The sequence below is a fragment of the Pseudomonas sp. IT-P395 genome (genome assembly GCF_949767675.1).
Lineage (GTDB): Bacteria > Pseudomonadota > Gammaproteobacteria > Pseudomonadales > Pseudomonadaceae > Aquipseudomonas.
On the sequence record NZ_CATKPW010000058.1, the window covers coordinates 158,163 to 174,057 of the forward strand.

The following is a 15,895-nucleotide window of genomic DNA, read 5'->3' on the forward strand; positions in this document are numbered from 1 at the left end:
ACCCGACCACCCTCACTTCTGCTGTTCGTTCTTGGCCCACTCGAAAGTTCGCACGATCCCTTCCTTCATCGAAACCTTGGGCTCCCAGCCCAGTTCGTCGCGCGCCAGATCGTTGCTCAGCACACTCACTGGCACATCGAAAGAACGGCCAGGCTTGTAGTTACGGGCAACCGGCTCACCGCTGACTTCTTCGATCATCGACATGAGACTGTTCAGGCTGGTACCCACGCCGGAACTGATATTGAAGACACTGGCGCTACCCGAGTAGGTAGCCGCCTTGGCGAACGCCTCGGCCACATCGCTGACATGCAGGAAATCGCGCTCGACGCTACCATCACCCCAAATCTCGATCGGCAAGCCCTTCAGAACGTTATGGATGAACACACCCACCGCGCCCTGCGCAGTCTCCACGCGCTGACGCTCGCCGTAAGGGTTGGCGACCCGCAGAACGACAGGCTTGATGCCATACAGATGGTTGTACATTTGCAGATATTTCTCGATGGTCAGCTTGGTGATGCCATAAGAAACTTCTGGATCTGTCGGGTGTTTTTCATCGATCGGCAGGTACTTCGGAGCGCCATAGACAGTGCCTCCGGAAGAAATGAAAACGATTCTGCCAACCTTGTGCGCAACCATTGCATTGAGCAGCTGCAAACTTGCAACGACATTGCTCTGGACATCGTAGACCGGATCTTCATTCGAGCTTTTCGGCAGCGTGGTGGAGACCAGATGAAAAACAACATCGGCACCTTCTACTGCCTTGTTTATATCACTGGTGGACGACAAATCGCCTGTCATCCATTCGACGGATTCATTGGGCAAGAACTTACGATACTCCCCCACTCGCGGACGCTCGAACACTCGGATCGAATGCCCGTCCTGCAACAAGCGATCAACAATAGTCGATCCGATAAAGCCGCCGCCGCCAAATACCGTAATTTTCATAAAAACTCTCGACTGACATCGAAACTACTGCAAAAAACTGACATAAATCAGTCAACAAAAAAGACAAAAAAATTAACACGAAAGCCAAAATACGTCAAGAAACAGTCAGTTTTAGCCTTCTTAGAGCTTTCTTGATAAAAGGCCTGTCAAATATAAACTTCGCAATACGGTATTGACGAACTTTAGCAATCAACAAATTAACAATTCCGAGATTATATGAAATCTCGGTTTGCGCATTGTTAGTCAGACAGTGCGTCGCATACAGATGATCAAGATAGGACGTGACACGTCTGTTTTCCAGTGCAGTCGTGGCTAATTCCTTCGCCAGGCCCAACGGCATGAAAGGCTGGGCTGAGCCATCTCTGCGAACATGCGCCTCATCCAGGATTTCAAGCCACTGACGATTTGTTGCTTCAGCGGTGTAGCTCCGCTCGATCAGTTTCATGCACGCCTGTGCTTTGTTACGACGACCGACGGGATCAGCAGCAAGCGCCTGAATGACACTCACGTATTGCTCCACTTCATCTTCGCCATGCGGGATCAGATAGCCAGTATCTTCGCCTACCAGTTCATCCTGGCCGCCAACATCCGCCACGACCGGCACTACTCCCGCCGCCATGGATTCAAGGAGAGCCACGGAAATCCCCTCATATTCGGATGGCATCAACAAGATGTCCGATACCGCCAGAAGGGACAGCCAATCGGCGTGAGATTTGGCGCCCAGAATCCGCAACTCGGCCTTAAGGTCGTAGTCAGAGATCAAGGTTTCGAACGCAGGACGCAACTCCCCTTCACCAATGACAAGCGCATTGAAACGGATGCCTTTCTGCTTTGCCGCATGAAAAATTTCAGCAAGTTTCAGCGGTCGCTTCTGATCACACATACGACCGGCAAAAATGATGGTCAGCGCATTTTCATCCAGTTCGAAACCACGCAATACCGCAACACGTTTCTCTTCGGACAGCGATACTGGCCGAGACTTGATCCCGGTATACATGACCCGGATCTTGTCTTGGTCCGCTCCCAGGCCCGCCATCCATTTTGAGAGATGGCCCGTACTCACCACGTTCAGATCGAGCGCGTCCTGATAGCCCACCGCAAATCGTGGATGCCCACCGTTAAGCCAATTCATCTCTTCGGTATGGCATAAATCAACGAACGCGGTATCCGGTGCAGCACTACGCAGATACGGAAGAAGCTGATAGCCCAGCGTACTGCCGGTGATCAGAACGGTGTCGATGCTTCGCGACTCGATCAGGTACAAGATGAAGCGCGGAAAGTCAGACGGCGACAAAATATTTGGCAGAATGAAAATATCGCGAGTCAACTCGGCAAACTTGCCAAGCCAACGGTGATCTGCTTCAAGAGTGGCACACACCGTGACATCCACCCCATTGGCAACCATTCCTTGGATGAGGTCAATACTGACCCGATCAGCCCCACCTTCCACCATCCACGGCAAAAGGACCATTACCCTTCTGCCATTGGCGTTTGGCTTCAATGCATTATGAAACGGAAACTCCACCGGCAATGTTTCATAAGCTGAAGGATAGCGCCGATTAACCTGTGGGACCGGCTTACTTGCTCTTGCAACATCAGTTTCCACTTCGCTTTCGACAGCCGAAACTGCGCACCACTGCAAACATTCAGGGATGGTGTAGCCCCAATGACCAGCCTCTGCCAATCGCGACAGCATTTCTGTCGGGTCACGGCCATCGGCCAGGCTTGCTACATCAGTAAAAGACTCAAGAAGGTGCGCTTTACGAAAAACCATCCCTCTGACTTTTGGCTGAGTATTATCGAGGTGATATTTGCCTTGGTTTAGATTCTGACTGATCAGTCCGCCCTTCCTCCCCGGTATCACTCCTAAAGAATTGCAAAAGGAGAATTCCGGATTAGATACCAGACACCATAAAGCCTTTTCGATAAAGGTAGCTGCCAGTTGTGTCTTGGCATCCACAAGCACCACATAATCAAACGACTTCCACGATGCACTTGCAGACCGACATTCGGCATGGGGCCGCAGGGATACCCGCTTATCGCCTGCAAGTGCTGTGACGAGGTCACGACTCAGTTGATGACCCAGCGCATCGTCGTAAGATACAAGCCAGTTCCAACCTTGAAATGTTTGAGCGCACAATGACTCATAAACATCGGACAAGTCACAAGCGCGATCATCTATCGCACTAACGACAAGTACAGAAGCATCTTGCGCACCATCAGCCAATGCTGCTTGGTAATTCTTCGCCATTGCAACCGTGCCACGGTAGCTGGGAAAATCGGGAGCTGTTGAGTTTTGCATTACGAGACCTACTTCCCTGTACCGAGGCGCTGGAGACTTTTAAAGAATTTCACTAACGACGTTCCATCGATATCGCGAAGTTTAAGGAACGGTTTTTCGATGAGACGATAAGTAGAGTAGGCAAGCAAGTAGACACAAATCGTAAATATCGGATATACGATCCAAGGATTATTGTAGACAGCCTCGTGTAATCCGAAACGATTGAGCACTGCAATCACCATCGTGAACGCAAAAATATGCCCGAGGTAGATCGAATACGAAACCAGACTCGTGAAATTTACAAAGCGGTTGACCCAGCCCCAGCGGTAAGGACGCAAGCTGAAGAATGCTGGAATCAAGGCTGCAAAAAATATCGCCGAACAGGTGAAAAACAGCGACTGAAGAACCTTGCCATTCAACAACCAAGGCGCCCCCATTTTGGTCGAAACAATAATCCCTATCACAACTGCCAGCGGGATATACCAATGCTTGGCAATGCGCTCAAACATTGGCTTGTGCCACGTATAGATATACGCCGCCAGTACACCGAAGCCTATGGCGTCCAGGCGATAGAGGACAACATAGCGGGCGTCATCATATCTGACCGACTCGATAGGCAACCCGATTCGCGCCAGGAATGGCACGACCATAAAAACGACGATTGTAACCATGGCTGCTCGCTTGACATCCGCACCAAAGCCGATCACGAGCAAAATCAACAGCGGAAAGGTGTAATAAAACCACTCTTCCACTGCTAGGCTCCAGGACAAACGATAGAAATCCGTCATGGGCCAAGCAAAATTCTGAGCAAAAAACAGATAGCGAAACTGTTCAGAAAAAGTGGTCGCCCCTTGCCAGTCAAACTTTAAGGAAACAAAAAAGAAGAAGACGTAAAGTGGCAAAGTACGCATCCAGCGACGATACCAAAAATTGGTAAGCCCACTGGTTCTGGACACATTCCAGTTAGCGGCTTCTTTCAGCAGAATCCTGCCGATCAAAAAACCACTGAGGCAAAAGAACAGATCAACACCAAATATGGCAAGAAATGCGAAATTTGACAGTATCGGGCTGGGCAACGAATGCCCCAGCATGTGGCCGAATACGACAAGTAAGCAGGCGAGCGTCCGACAAACGTCAAGTCCGAAAGAACGATTGGAATCCGCAACAGTTGTGCTCATTTCAATAACACCAAAAACTATTTATTAAAGTTTACTTGCCTGTTCCAGAGTATTTCGCAGCACTTTCCCTCGGGAGCCCTGAACTGACCCAGTTCAATCCTGTCAACGGCCACTGAGCCAAATGCAACCACATAACGACAATAGGTCACACCCGACCGCGTCTCTTTGGATAACCGCTTTAAGCCAGTCAAATTGAAGTCTTTGTTTATAAAGCCTTCTGCCCCCGCTTTCGACGCATCTAGCGGATAGATATGAACAAAGAAATTATCGGCGACCTGGGCGACATCACAGCCCTTCAATTCCAACTGCAATGCGTTGCTGACAATCTCAATCTGCAACTGATCAGAAACAGCAACGGAAGTGATATTTGCTACAGGCGCCTTGACGTCCATCCAGCGTGTGAAATACAAAACAGCTGCAGCCAGGCAGACAAATATACAAACGGAGCCTAAAATTTTCAGATCAATCTTCACTCAGCGCCTCAATCTTTTGAAATACGCAAACAAAACCAGCAATACCCTTGACGTTACCTCAAGAGCCATCGCTGGTTCCGACGCCGCACCCGGCCTGCAGCAGCCGGGCCAACAACTTTACAAAATACCTATTTTGCGTAGAGCCTTGCTCACGAAGCCGCGCCATCCCGTAATTGCAGTCACAGGAGGCTGCAAGGGTCCGGAACCCTCACCGAAAAAATCCTCCTTTCCGGTAAGGCCGATGAAGTCCAGATAGTTAAAGCCGTGCAACGTCTCAATCTGTTCCTGAGTTTCCGCGCAGGTCATCAGTTCATAGAGCAGTTCGATACCAAACAATCGCGTACCCGGGCAAGGACCGGCATGAATCGCGACCATTGCCACCAGAAACTCATTATTCGCCCCCTGAGGCGTAACCCACTTAGCGGCCTCCGGGAAGATCTCAAGAATATCCGCCTGCGGCAAATCGACATAATGCTGCTTCTGCAAATGCCATTCCAGCTTCAAGCGAGCCCGCCGGTCTGGTCGGTCGCCACTCGCATTGGATTGATCGGAGAAGATCCTGTGCAGTGTCAGCTTTTCCTGAATGACGTGAATGTCCGACTTCTTTAGCAGGCGAGTCCACAACTCAGCGTCATCAATTTGAGCATGGGCGCACTTGTAAAGATCAGCCTGCTCATAGGCACTGCGCCGAACCAACACACTCGGATGGCACAAACGGTTCTCGTTGAAAAACAGTGCTCGCAACCAGGCCGTTCGGCTTTTGTTCGGCTGATTGAACCAATCGATAGACAGCGCCTGATTACTTTCATCGATGCATTGCACATGGGTAAAAACTGCCCCTATGTGCGGATTGGAATCAAGCACAGCCACTTGCTTTTCAAGTTTTTCCAGTGCCCAGGCATCATCCGAGTGATGGATCGCGATGTATTCACCGGTGCTTTGGGACTGAATCGCACGGTTGATATTGTAAATATAACGGCGCGTCCGATCATTTCGGATCTTGATGATCCGGGGGTCATTATAACTTTCGATAACCGCCCAAGAGTCATCTGGCGATACATCATCAACGACAATGAGTTCCCAATCACTGTAAGTTTGATTGAGAACAGAATCAATTGCCTGCCCAATGAACTTATCGTGATTATAGGAAGTGAGTACAACTGAAACCTTCGCCACCTTAATCCCCTTTGCCCTTTTCAATAACATGCTCTGAGGCAGGCGCCGCGACCTCTGTTTGGGCCTGCTCGAGAGCATGCTGCAATTTTTCGTTTTCAGCCTGAAGTTGCTGAGACTTGACCCACTGCAATTCAGCTTGGTCCACAAATTCTTTGTGATGCGCTTGAAGATCCAAGAGTTCGTTCTCTTTGCTCTTTGCCATCTCCATCCAGGTCTCACGCTGCTCGGCAAGCCATTGCTTGTCGACTAACAAGCTGGACACCTGTTCTGTGAAAGTCTGGCGAATTTCACTGATTCGCTGATGTCGACCGTGCAGCAACTCGACGCCCTTGAGCGCCACCGTCAACTGTTCTTGAGAAAAATTCTCTTTCGCCGGTGCGACTGTCGTCGGATAACCGAACGCTTCAAAATCCTTCGCGTAGAGGTCGTCTATCAAGGCTTTGGAACGAGGACTTATGAACTCCGGAAGGTAAGGAATAAGGCTTTCATTTGCTCTGGCCGTCGTGAACGGGTTGACGTAAGCATCGCCGAGATGACTACGAAGCGCGGCGTTAAGCTCTGAAGTGTCTTCAATTTTGGAAATGAAGTCGTAAGAGAAATTCAGCGGCTGGAGCAAATCGTACTGTGGTGTCCAGTGTGAATCCTTGAACCCCTCACGCTCATGCGCATACAAGTACTCGAGAAAGCACTCGAACGCAGCTGTCACGTCAGACATGACCTTAACCGGGCAGTCCAGAAAAGCTTGACTAACGTAAGGTTCAATCTGCAGTGGCTCGCGCAGCAAGATTTTCGATTGCCAGGCAGAAAACAGCCTTTTGTAGGGATTTCTTACCAACGCAAAGCTAAAATAACCTTCACTTATGACCTGAGCCAGCCGCTCTTCGGAACGAACCAGAAGATTCGGAGCTACGGCCAGCAGCGTATCGTGGATGACAAGTTCCGGATCGGTCTCTGAACTAATTTTCTTCTCTCTAACGGCCTGGGCGACGCCCTCAAGCTCCGCAAACCACCATTTCAGAGACGTGCAAGCCACCTTTGGAGTGGCGACGTAGAACAACTTCTGCTTATCCGAAACGCAGCTATTCCACGAAAAATAATCCAGTAAACTTTCTTCACTACTGTTTGTCATCACCGTCCTCTCAGGCTTCATATCTTATCTCGCGAACGGAAACTTTATCGACACCAGACTGTGCCAACCCGAGCGCCCGGTGTTCTTCAACGTGAATTAGCCAGCTCTTCAGCGCAACATACGCGAACTGGGAAATTTTTTGATGTTCAGAGCAATTCAAGTGCGGGCTCATCGACCGAAACATCCATATAACCAAACGACCTCGCCCCCTGATCCGACACCACCCTGAACATCGAAGCATCCAGAATCCGATGGCACAGGGTTGGCTCGCTCTCCGACCACACGCCCCCACCGACGAAGTATACGCCGGGGAGCATCACCATCTTGCAGCTGAACGTGACTCGAAACTCGCGCTCAGCGCCTTCACAGTCAAAATATTTCCCTTCATCGGGGAAACGCTGACCGGTAATCACGACGCCCGACACCGTGCGGATATGCATCGCAAAGAAAACCCGCGAAACCGCGTCAGTGAGGTTGCCCCGCATGACGATATCGTATTCGCCGCCGGCCTTCAGGACATTACAACGACGTCCTTCTTTATCGAACACCTCGAACGCGTCGATTCGAGCACCTTGTTCGGGGTAGACCGTAGTCGACTCAGGCACCATTCCGGCATCGAAGTACTGGTCTTGCGCCGGAGCATCCTGCTCAGCTTCCAGCGGGGTCGTTTCGACAGCAATCTTGTCCGTACCAATTGCGCGGAATTCCTCGATCAATCGAGGCTGCTCTTCGGCTGGTGCGTAGATCAGCTTTTGATAAGCCCGCACCACCTCCATCGGCGATCCGGTACAGACGCGCTCACCGCGCTCCATCAAAATCGCCCGATCACACAGCTCGACAACCTGCGGTCCCGAGTGGGAGACGAACAGAATCGAAGTGCCCTTCGCCTTCAACTCATCGAGCCTGGCGAAACACTTGCGCTGGAAGCGCTCATCACCGACCGCCAGCGCCTCATCGACAATCAGGATGTCCGGGTCGACCATCGCCTGAACGGCAAACGCCAGACGCACGATCATGCCGCTGGAATACGTCTTGACCGGCTGATGGATGAACTCGCCAATGTCGGCAAATGCCGCAATGTCGTCGTAGCGCTCATCCACTTCCGCACGACTGAGGCCGAGAATCGCGGCGTTCATGTAGACGTTCTCGTGCCCGGTGAACTCCGGGTTGAATCCGGAGCCGAGCTCAAGCAGTGCGCCGATCCGGCCCAGAGTCTGAACATCACCGACGGTCTGGTTCAACGTACCGCAGATGACCTGGAGCAATGTCGACTTGCCGCTGCCGTTACGGCCGACAATACCGACAGTCTCGCCTTTCTTGATTTCGAACGAGACGTCCCTGAGTGCCCAGAACTCTCGATAGTATTGTTTGCGCTGACCAGCGACCATCTGCATGAGGCGATCGCGTGGCTTGTCGTAAATGTGATAACACTTGCTGACATTCTGCAGCTTGATCGCGATTTCAGAGGACATCGGCGAACCCCTTTCTAGTCTTCTGGAAGAAGGCAAACCCCAGGTAAGCCACTGCAATCGCTATGCATGCGTAGATGCCGAGCGCCTGCCAATCAGGCTGCTGCCCGAAAAACAGTACGGCCCTCACGTTCTCCACGGCCACGGTGAGCGGGTTGAGCAAAAGCAGATGCCGATACTCCTCCGGCACTGCCGTCGCAGGGTAGAAAATCGGCGCGAGGAACATCAGACCGCTGGTCACCAGGCCAATGAAATGCGCGACATCTCGCATGTAAACACCGATGGCGGCCAACCCCCATGACAGACCCAGGATGATCAGCACCAGAGGCGCTATGACCAGCGGCAGGTAAAACAATGTGAGCGGCGGCATGCCAAAAAACACGCAGTAAGCCAGCAACCACACAATCAGGCTGACCAACGCATGGAACAAGGAAGAGCCGGCGATTACGCACGGCAGTATTTCCAGCGGAAACACGACCTTCTTCACGTAGTTGGCATTTGAAATGATCAGATTGGGCGCGCGGGTGACACACTCTGCGAACAGGTTGAAAACCATCAGGCCGGCGAACAGGATCAACGCGAACTCGGCTTTTGAATCACCAGCCCCCGCCCAGCGTGAATTGAAGATGAAGCTGAACACGAATGTGTAGATCGCCAGCATCACGATCGGATTGAAGAACGACCAGAGAATGCCCATAAAGGAGCCGCGGTAGCGACCGATGACTTCGCGCTTGATCAAAGCAACGATAAGTGCGCGATTGCGCCAGACACTGGAGAACATGACGCCAGGCGCCGCTGAAAACTTCTGCATTAACCTGCGACCTCAAAAAAAATCATTTTCAAACCCTTTTCACAACATTCATCATCAAATTCCTTTGAAAATGATCGCTACTGCAAGCCCCAGATTTCCAAGGAGCGTCTGGCGGTAAATACCCGAGCGCCATATCCCGGTGATGCGTCCAGCCAAGCCCCGATTGCGAGCGCTCTTGAACCGGCTCAACACCTTGCGGTTCTGTTCGGTCAGAAGATGTTCAACCACCTCCAGGTGGTCGATGTTCTGATCGATCCAGCGCCGCAAACGTCCCTGAAACATTTTTCGGATACGCGTCAGGGCGGCCATGAACCCCGCATTGGCGCCTATCGAATTCGTTTCGTGCTGCCGATAGAAAAGATGCGGCACCTGATCGAAATGAAACTGCCCGCCGGCACCGGTCACCAGCATATAGGCCCACCAGTCATGGGCGACAATGCCCCGAGCCGGCCCCGCCTTCAATAGCTCATGCGCCGCGCGATTGAAAACCATCGTGTTTCCGGCGGCGACATTCTGTACGAGCGCATTGGGGAAGCTGAAGTCGCGGCAATATCCGGGGGTCATCCCCACTTCGACACCGGACTCATTGACCACCGTCGTCCGGGAGGCATACAGCGCAGGAACGCCAACGGGTACCTGACGTAGCCGCGTCAACGCAGCGCTGAGCTTATCGGCCGCCCAGACATCATCCTGGTCGGACCATGCGTAAAAATCAGCACTGATATTTTCCAGACAGGTCACCGACATGAAGTTGTCGGCGAACCCCGTTCGAGGGCCGGAAAGCAACGTCACTTTCTGCTCCCCCATACGCGCCTGAAACGACTTGAGAATCTCCAGTGTTGAGTCGGACGATCCGTCATCTGAGACGAACAGACGCCACTGCGCATGTTGCTGCTGCTCAATGGAGCTCAATTGCTCGGAAAGAAATCGCTCTCCGTTATACGAGCACAGCAATATCGCGACAGACTCATCCAGCTCCGGCACTTCGACTGTATCGACACTCAGGCCGGAGTTCGCGGAATCCGCTGATAAGGGGCTTGACACTGTATGCTCCACTGCAATTAAAACGCCGGTCGGAAGCCTGAGGAATCATATCCAGTGCTTCGGCGGTATCGGCTCCATTCGTTCCCTTCATGAAGCGGGCGATTATAGAGAACTTTCATCTCCGGTTGTTGGGCTTCGAGCAGGCGAAGCAAAATCGCAAAACCCGTTCCAGCCTCGATCAGGACTTCCTGCCAACGACAGCAGTCAGCCAGCAGACGAAAAAAAACAGAAACTTGTCACGCGGCCGCCGACGGCACTGCCCGCCCCTGACGGATAACCGCAGCAAATCACGCCGCCGCAGAGGCAGCCAGCTGCTGACGAAGGGATTTTTATCCGCCCCGACAAGCAGCGCGATGGCCTGAACTTGCTTGAACCACCAGCCTTCATGGATGGTGACATAGCGTTGAAACAGTGATGTCAACCCGGTATTGGCGCCTACCTGGTTACTCTCATGCTGCCGATAAAGCATGCTCGGCCGCGAATCGATGAACCATTTGAAGCCATGGCTGCGAGCGAACGCATAGCAATACCAGTCATGCAAACTGACTTGCTGCAGTTGCTCCCAATCCTGAATGACCTGTTGGCGCAGTGACCGGGCAAGCGCGGGGCTCAACACGTAAGTACAGCCAGGCCCCGCCGCCTCGAACAGAAAGTCCCAGGCAACTTGTGGCTGACTCTTGTCGAGCAGGATCGTCTTGCCATCCGGCCAGAAAGCCGTGACATTGCTGGAGTAGGCATCGACTCCGTGCGAGGTAATGGCTTGTGTAGCGCGCAGCAGCTTGTCGGACTCCCAGATATCATCCTGATCTGCAAACGACACAGCATCGTAATCGTGCAGATCAACATCTCGAATCAAACGAAAAAAATTGCGCGCCGCACCACCAAAACGCCCGGCAGGAGGCAAAAGAATCACGCGACTGTCGACCTCTCCGAGAGCTTTGCACCAGGCCTCGGTGCCGTCATCGGACAAATCAACGCTGATATGAATAGTGACATCGACGGACTGCTGACCGAGGATCGAGGCTACCTGCTCCTCGATCCACTGCATGCCATTGTAGGCAGCCAGCAAAACCGCAATCTTGGGATGTTTTACTGGCATGCCATTCCTGCTAGCAGCGATTGAACCCACCGATTGAAAGCGCGAGGCTTTCGAATCAGCGAGAAGGCGAGTCCAGCAGTTTTTGCAGGTACTGACCGTAACCGGTTTTCTTCAAGGCATTTGCCTGAGAACCCAGCTGCTCTGCTGTTATCCAGCCATTGTGGTAAGCAATTTCTTCGAGGCACGCTACTTTCAAGCCTTGACGCTGCTCGATGGTGTGAACGAAGTGACTGGCTTCCAACAAGGAGTCATGGGTACCGGTATCCAGCCACGCGAAGCCACGGCCGAGCATTTCGACATTCAGCGACTTCTTATTGAGGTAGGCGCTGTTCACATCAGTGATTTCCAGCTCGCCTCGCTCCGACGGCTTGATATTCTTGGCGATTTCCACGACCTCGTTATCGTAGAAATACAGACCGGTCACCGCGTAGTTGGATTTCGGCTTCAACGGCTTTTCTTCGATGCTCAGGGCACGGCCTGTCGCGTCGAACTCGACCACGCCAAAACGCTCCGGATCGGAAACGTGATAACCAAACACAGTGGCGCCACTCTTCTGCTCGTTGGCGGAGCGCAGATTGTCCGAGAAGTGCTGGCCGTAGAAGATGTTGTCACCCAGGATCAGGCAGCAAGGGTCCTTGCCGATGAACTCTTCACCGATGATGAACGCTTGTGCAAGTCCATCCGGGCTCGGCTGCTCGGCATAAGTCAGCTCGATACCGTAAAGGCTGCCATCACCCAGCAATTTGCGGAAGTTCGGCAGATCTTCCGGCGTGGAGATGATCAGGATCTCGCGCATGCCGGCAAGCATCAGTACCGAAAGCGGGTAGAAAATCATCGGTTTGTCGTAAATCGGCAGCATCTGCTTCGACACGCCGAGGGTCAGCGGATGCAGGCGAGTGCCCGAACCGCCGGCGAGGATGATGCCTTTACGATTATTGGTGGTCATTTGTTCAGAACTTCCCTAAGCATTCGAGTTACACCACTTTGCCAATCCGGCAAGTGTAGAGAAAAATTGTCGCGCAGCTTTTGTGTATTCAAGCGCGAGTTCAACGGTCGACGTGCGGCAGTTGGATAAGCCGTTGCCTCAATGGGTTCAATTGCCTGTACGGCAAGCGACTCGCCATTGGCCTTGGCAAAATCCAGCACATGACAAGCATAGCCGTACCATGACACTTCCCCAGCGGCCGCCAGATGATACAAACCGGACAGCTCCGGGCGCTTGAGCGCTTGCTGCAGCGCCAGTGCGGTTATATCCGCAATCAGATCGGCACCTGTCGGCGCTCCCACCTGATCAACGATGACATTGAGCTTTTCGCGCTCTTTACCCAGACGCAGCATGGTCTTGGCGAAGTTGCCGCCACGAGCGCTGTAAACCCAACTGGTACGAAACAGCAAGTAACGGCAACCGGAGACCTGGACGGCGCGCTCCCCTGCCAACTTGCTTTCGCCGTAGCGATTCAGCGGCTGCGGCTCGTCGCCTTCCAGCCAGGGCACTTGCCCCTGACCGTCAAACACGTAATCAGTCGAGTAGTGGACCAACCAGGCACCCACTTCACGAGCTTCGTCGGCAAGAACCTGGATAGCTTGCGCATTCACCAGATTAGCCTGATCTGGCTCGGACTCGGCAGTGTCGACGGCATTGTAAGCTGCCGCATTGACGATCACGTCAGGCTGGACCTTGCGGATTGTCTCGCGCAAGGCCGCCAGGTCGGTCAAGTCACCAGACAACCCGTCAACGCCATGCCGACCCAGTGCGATCAATTCGCCAAGCGGCCGGAGGGAGCGTTGCAACTCCCATCCCACCTGACCATCCTTTCCTAGAAGAAGGATCTTCATGCCTTGTTCGATCGATCCGCGTAGTTCTGATCGATCCACTGCTGGTAGCTGCCGCTCTTCACGTGCTCTACCCATTCGGTGTTGGTCAGATACCACTCGACGGTCTTGCGAATACCCGTTTCGAAGGTTTCTTCAGGCGTCCAGCCCAGCTCACGCTGGATCTTGCTGGCATCGATTGCGTAACGCTGATCATGGCCCGGGCGATCCTGGACATAGGTGATCAGACTGGCATGCGGGCGATGTGCAGAATCCGGACGCAGTTCGTCAAGCAGGGCGCAAAGTGTATGGACCACTTCGATGTTCTGCTTTTCGTTATGACCACCAATGTTGTAGGTCTCGCCGATAACACCCTCGGTCACGACCTTGTACAGCGCACGAGCATGGTCTTCTACATAAAGCCAGTCGCGAACCTGATTACCTTTGCCATAAACCGGCAGCGGCTTGCCTTCCAGCGCATTGAGAATGATGAGCGGGATCAGTTTCTCGGGGAAGTGGCAAGGGCCGTAGTTGTTCGAGCAATTGGTGACCAATGTTGGCAAACCATAGGTGCGAGCCCAGGCACGAACCAGGTGATCGGAACTGGCCTTGCTGGCCGAGTATGGCGAGCTTGGCTGGTAAGGCGTAGTCTCGGTGAACAGATCTTCCGGGCCTTCAAGATCACCATACACTTCGTCAGTGGAGATATGGTGGAAGCGGAAGTTGCTCTTGCGGGTATCGTCCAGCGCCGACCAATAGTGGCGTGCGGACTCGAGCAAAGTGTAAGTACCGATGATATTGGTCTGAATGAACTCGGACGGGCCCGAGATCGAGCGATCAACATGGGACTCAGCGGCAAGATGCATGATCGCATCCGGCTGGTGCTCACGCAGAACACGATCAACCTGCTCGCGATCACAGATATCAACGCGTTCGAATGCGTAACGCTCGTCTTGACTAACCTCGGCCAGCGACTCCAGATTGCCGGCGTAAGTCAGTTTATCGACGTTAACGACAGAATCGGTGGTGTTGGCGATGATGTGACGGATGACTGCCGAGCCGATAAACCCGGCGCCGCCGGTTACTAGAATTTTCACGCGGAACCATACCCTTGAGCTGCGGACAGCGCCATCAACGAGCACTGTCTAATCCATGAATGCAGAAGCCACCAAACATGAGGCTTCCGTCAAAGTCAGTCTGAATCGACGCGCAATAAAGCATTGTCGAACAAGGGCTGCATTTTACAGCTTAACGAACGTTTTACTAATGGATATAAACAGGGAGAGGCGCAATTTCGACAGACGCCCTGCACCTGCCGCTTTCAGACAAGGCGTTTGCGCGCCGCTCTGGAGGAGCGCCCCAAAAACCAACCGAGCACTGGCCCCATCAACATACCAATCAGCAACGCCAAGACTACGATCAGTGAAACTGGCAACTGCGGCCCGCTCAAACCTAGAAACAATAACGATACCGATTGCTGGTTTTCGAGCACAAACGCTAGAACCACCAGAATCAGTAAAAGAATAAAAACGCCAAGAAATATGCGCTTAAGGTTACGCATGAGGAACCCCTTGAGAGATAGCGACTGTCAAACCCCCTCCTCCTCTTCCTCATTCACCCGATCACGCAACTCTTTGCCCGGCTTGAAATGCGGAACGAATTTACCGTCAAGACTGACGGATTGGCCGGTCTTCGGGTTACGACCGACGCGCGGCGCACGGTAGTGCAGGGAGAAACTGCCAAACCCACGGATCTCGATGCGATCACCGGTGGCAAGGCACTGGGACATTTGCTCAAGCATGGTCTTGATGGCCAGCTCCACATCCTTGGATGAGAGCAGCCCTTGATGGGTGACAATTCGTTCGATCAACTCCGACTTCGTCATATTTTTCCCTTCTTTTTCAAGCAGCTAGATCAGCGCTTGAAAGGTTTTAGCACGCCCGGAAGATTTTGAACAGCCCAGGGATTGACATATCTTCCACCGCGTCGAAACGCCCGTTTTCAGGGCATCACAGCAACAAACAGGGCACGGCATGCTTAACGACATATCACCAGCATGGTTCGCGTCAAGTAGCCCGCCGGATTGAAGCCAAAAGGAAACTCATCTTCATCCTTGGCATCATCCGATCGGGTGATCACCTTGTACCCCGCCCCCTTGCACTCCTTTGCCGCACGCTTCTGACATTTCTCCCAGCCAGAACCCAACCCAGAGCAGTCGACCTCTATACCACTGACACCACGCACAGCATGGGTCTTGGCACTGGTCGTACAGCCAGCCAGAACCAGTACAGCCATGAGGACAATAAACTTGTTCATCCACTTCCTTATGCCAGGCAACTGCCCGACGACTACACGCTTAAGACCAAGCTTAGTCGTGAATAGGCGATTGATCCGATTAAAGAAACAGACCACCCGGAAGCAAGATTGGTTTCACCAAACCCCTCACACAAACCGTGAGCACTAAATCGCAGGCACAAA

Annotated in this window: 16 protein-coding genes; all 16 read right to left on the reverse strand. The window is 52.8% G+C overall.

The genetic code is table 11. The features are described from left to right. Positions 1–12 precede the first annotated feature (12 nt). The 16 genes from ACM6IN_RS24445 to ACM6IN_RS24520 all read right to left on the reverse strand — a co-directional run bounded on the left by ACM6IN_RS24445 (position 13) and on the right by ACM6IN_RS24520 (position 15,733). A complete protein-coding gene (locus ACM6IN_RS24445; protein ID WP_123375511.1) occupies positions 13–945 on the reverse strand; it encodes an NAD-dependent epimerase/dehydratase family protein in 933 nt (310 codons plus the stop codon). 94 nt (positions 946–1,039) lie between these two features. Then, the gene (locus ACM6IN_RS24450; protein ID WP_414916839.1) at positions 1,040–3,247 is read right to left on the reverse strand and encodes a glycosyltransferase family 4 protein; all 2,208 of its coding nucleotides are present in this window, start codon (positions 3,245–3,247) and stop codon (positions 1,040–1,042) included. Positions 3,248–3,255: 8 nt separating this feature from the next. Further along, the gene (locus ACM6IN_RS24455; protein ID WP_123375510.1) at positions 3,256–4,404 is read right to left on the reverse strand and encodes an acyltransferase family protein; all 1,149 of its coding nucleotides are present in this window, start codon (positions 4,402–4,404) and stop codon (positions 3,256–3,258) included. Positions 4,405–4,421: 17 nt separating this feature from the next. Beyond that, the gene (locus ACM6IN_RS24460; RefSeq protein WP_123375509.1) at positions 4,422–4,877 is read right to left on the reverse strand and encodes a hypothetical protein; all 456 of its coding nucleotides are present in this window, start codon (positions 4,875–4,877) and stop codon (positions 4,422–4,424) included. Positions 4,878–4,994: 117 nt separating this feature from the next. Further along, entirely contained in the window at positions 4,995–6,053 is a 1,059-nt protein-coding gene (locus tag ACM6IN_RS24465; protein ID WP_414916840.1) for a glycosyltransferase family 2 protein, read from the reverse strand. Position 6,054: 1 nt separating this feature from the next. Further along, positions 6,055–7,182 (reverse strand): sulfotransferase family protein, encoded by a 1,128-nt coding sequence (locus ACM6IN_RS24470; protein ID WP_414916841.1) that lies wholly within the window; start codon positions 7,180–7,182, stop codon positions 6,055–6,057. A gap of 146 nt (positions 7,183–7,328) precedes the next feature. Further along, a complete protein-coding gene (locus ACM6IN_RS24475; RefSeq protein WP_123375507.1) occupies positions 7,329–8,654 on the reverse strand; it encodes an ABC transporter ATP-binding protein in 1,326 nt (441 codons plus the stop codon). Continuing rightward, on the reverse strand, positions 8,644–9,462 hold the full coding sequence (locus ACM6IN_RS24480) for an ABC transporter permease (RefSeq protein ID WP_007908460.1): 819 nt from the start codon (positions 9,460–9,462) through the stop codon (positions 8,644–8,646). The genes ACM6IN_RS24475 and ACM6IN_RS24480 overlap by 11 nt, the downstream gene beginning before the upstream one ends. Before the next feature lie 54 nt (positions 9,463–9,516). Continuing rightward, entirely contained in the window at positions 9,517–10,506 is a 990-nt protein-coding gene (locus ACM6IN_RS24485) for a glycosyltransferase family 2 protein (protein WP_007908457.1), read from the reverse strand. A gap of 178 nt (positions 10,507–10,684) precedes the next feature. Then, positions 10,685–11,605: a glycosyltransferase gene (locus ACM6IN_RS24490; protein ID WP_414916842.1), complete on the reverse strand. Its 921-nt coding sequence runs from the start codon at positions 11,603–11,605 to the stop codon at positions 10,685–10,687. A gap of 55 nt (positions 11,606–11,660) precedes the next feature. After that, complete coding sequence (gene rfbA, locus ACM6IN_RS24495) at positions 11,661–12,551, reverse strand: glucose-1-phosphate thymidylyltransferase RfbA (RefSeq protein WP_007908453.1); 891 nt, start codon at positions 12,549–12,551, stop codon at positions 11,661–11,663. Beyond that, positions 12,548–13,441 carry a dTDP-4-dehydrorhamnose reductase gene (gene rfbD / locus ACM6IN_RS24500; protein WP_414916843.1) on the reverse strand — a complete coding sequence of 298 codons (894 nt, stop codon included), beginning with the start codon at positions 13,439–13,441 and terminating at the stop codon, positions 12,548–12,550. The genes rfbA and rfbD overlap by 4 nt, the downstream gene beginning before the upstream one ends. Then, positions 13,438–14,514 carry a dTDP-glucose 4,6-dehydratase gene (gene rfbB, locus ACM6IN_RS24505; protein ID WP_176472320.1) on the reverse strand — a complete coding sequence of 359 codons (1,077 nt, stop codon included), beginning with the start codon at positions 14,512–14,514 and terminating at the stop codon, positions 13,438–13,440. The genes rfbD and rfbB overlap by 4 nt, the downstream gene beginning before the upstream one ends. A gap of 224 nt (positions 14,515–14,738) precedes the next feature. Then, a complete protein-coding gene (locus tag ACM6IN_RS24510; RefSeq protein WP_007908448.1) occupies positions 14,739–14,978 on the reverse strand; it encodes a LapA family protein in 240 nt (79 codons plus the stop codon). 27 nt (positions 14,979–15,005) lie between these two features. Then, positions 15,006–15,302 carry an integration host factor subunit beta gene (gene ihfB, locus ACM6IN_RS24515; RefSeq protein WP_003189779.1) on the reverse strand — a complete coding sequence of 99 codons (297 nt, stop codon included), beginning with the start codon at positions 15,300–15,302 and terminating at the stop codon, positions 15,006–15,008. Positions 15,303–15,454: 152 nt separating this feature from the next. Next, on the reverse strand, positions 15,455–15,733 hold the full coding sequence (locus ACM6IN_RS24520) for a hypothetical protein (RefSeq protein WP_095112916.1): 279 nt from the start codon (positions 15,731–15,733) through the stop codon (positions 15,455–15,457). Positions 15,734–15,895 lie beyond the last annotated feature (162 nt).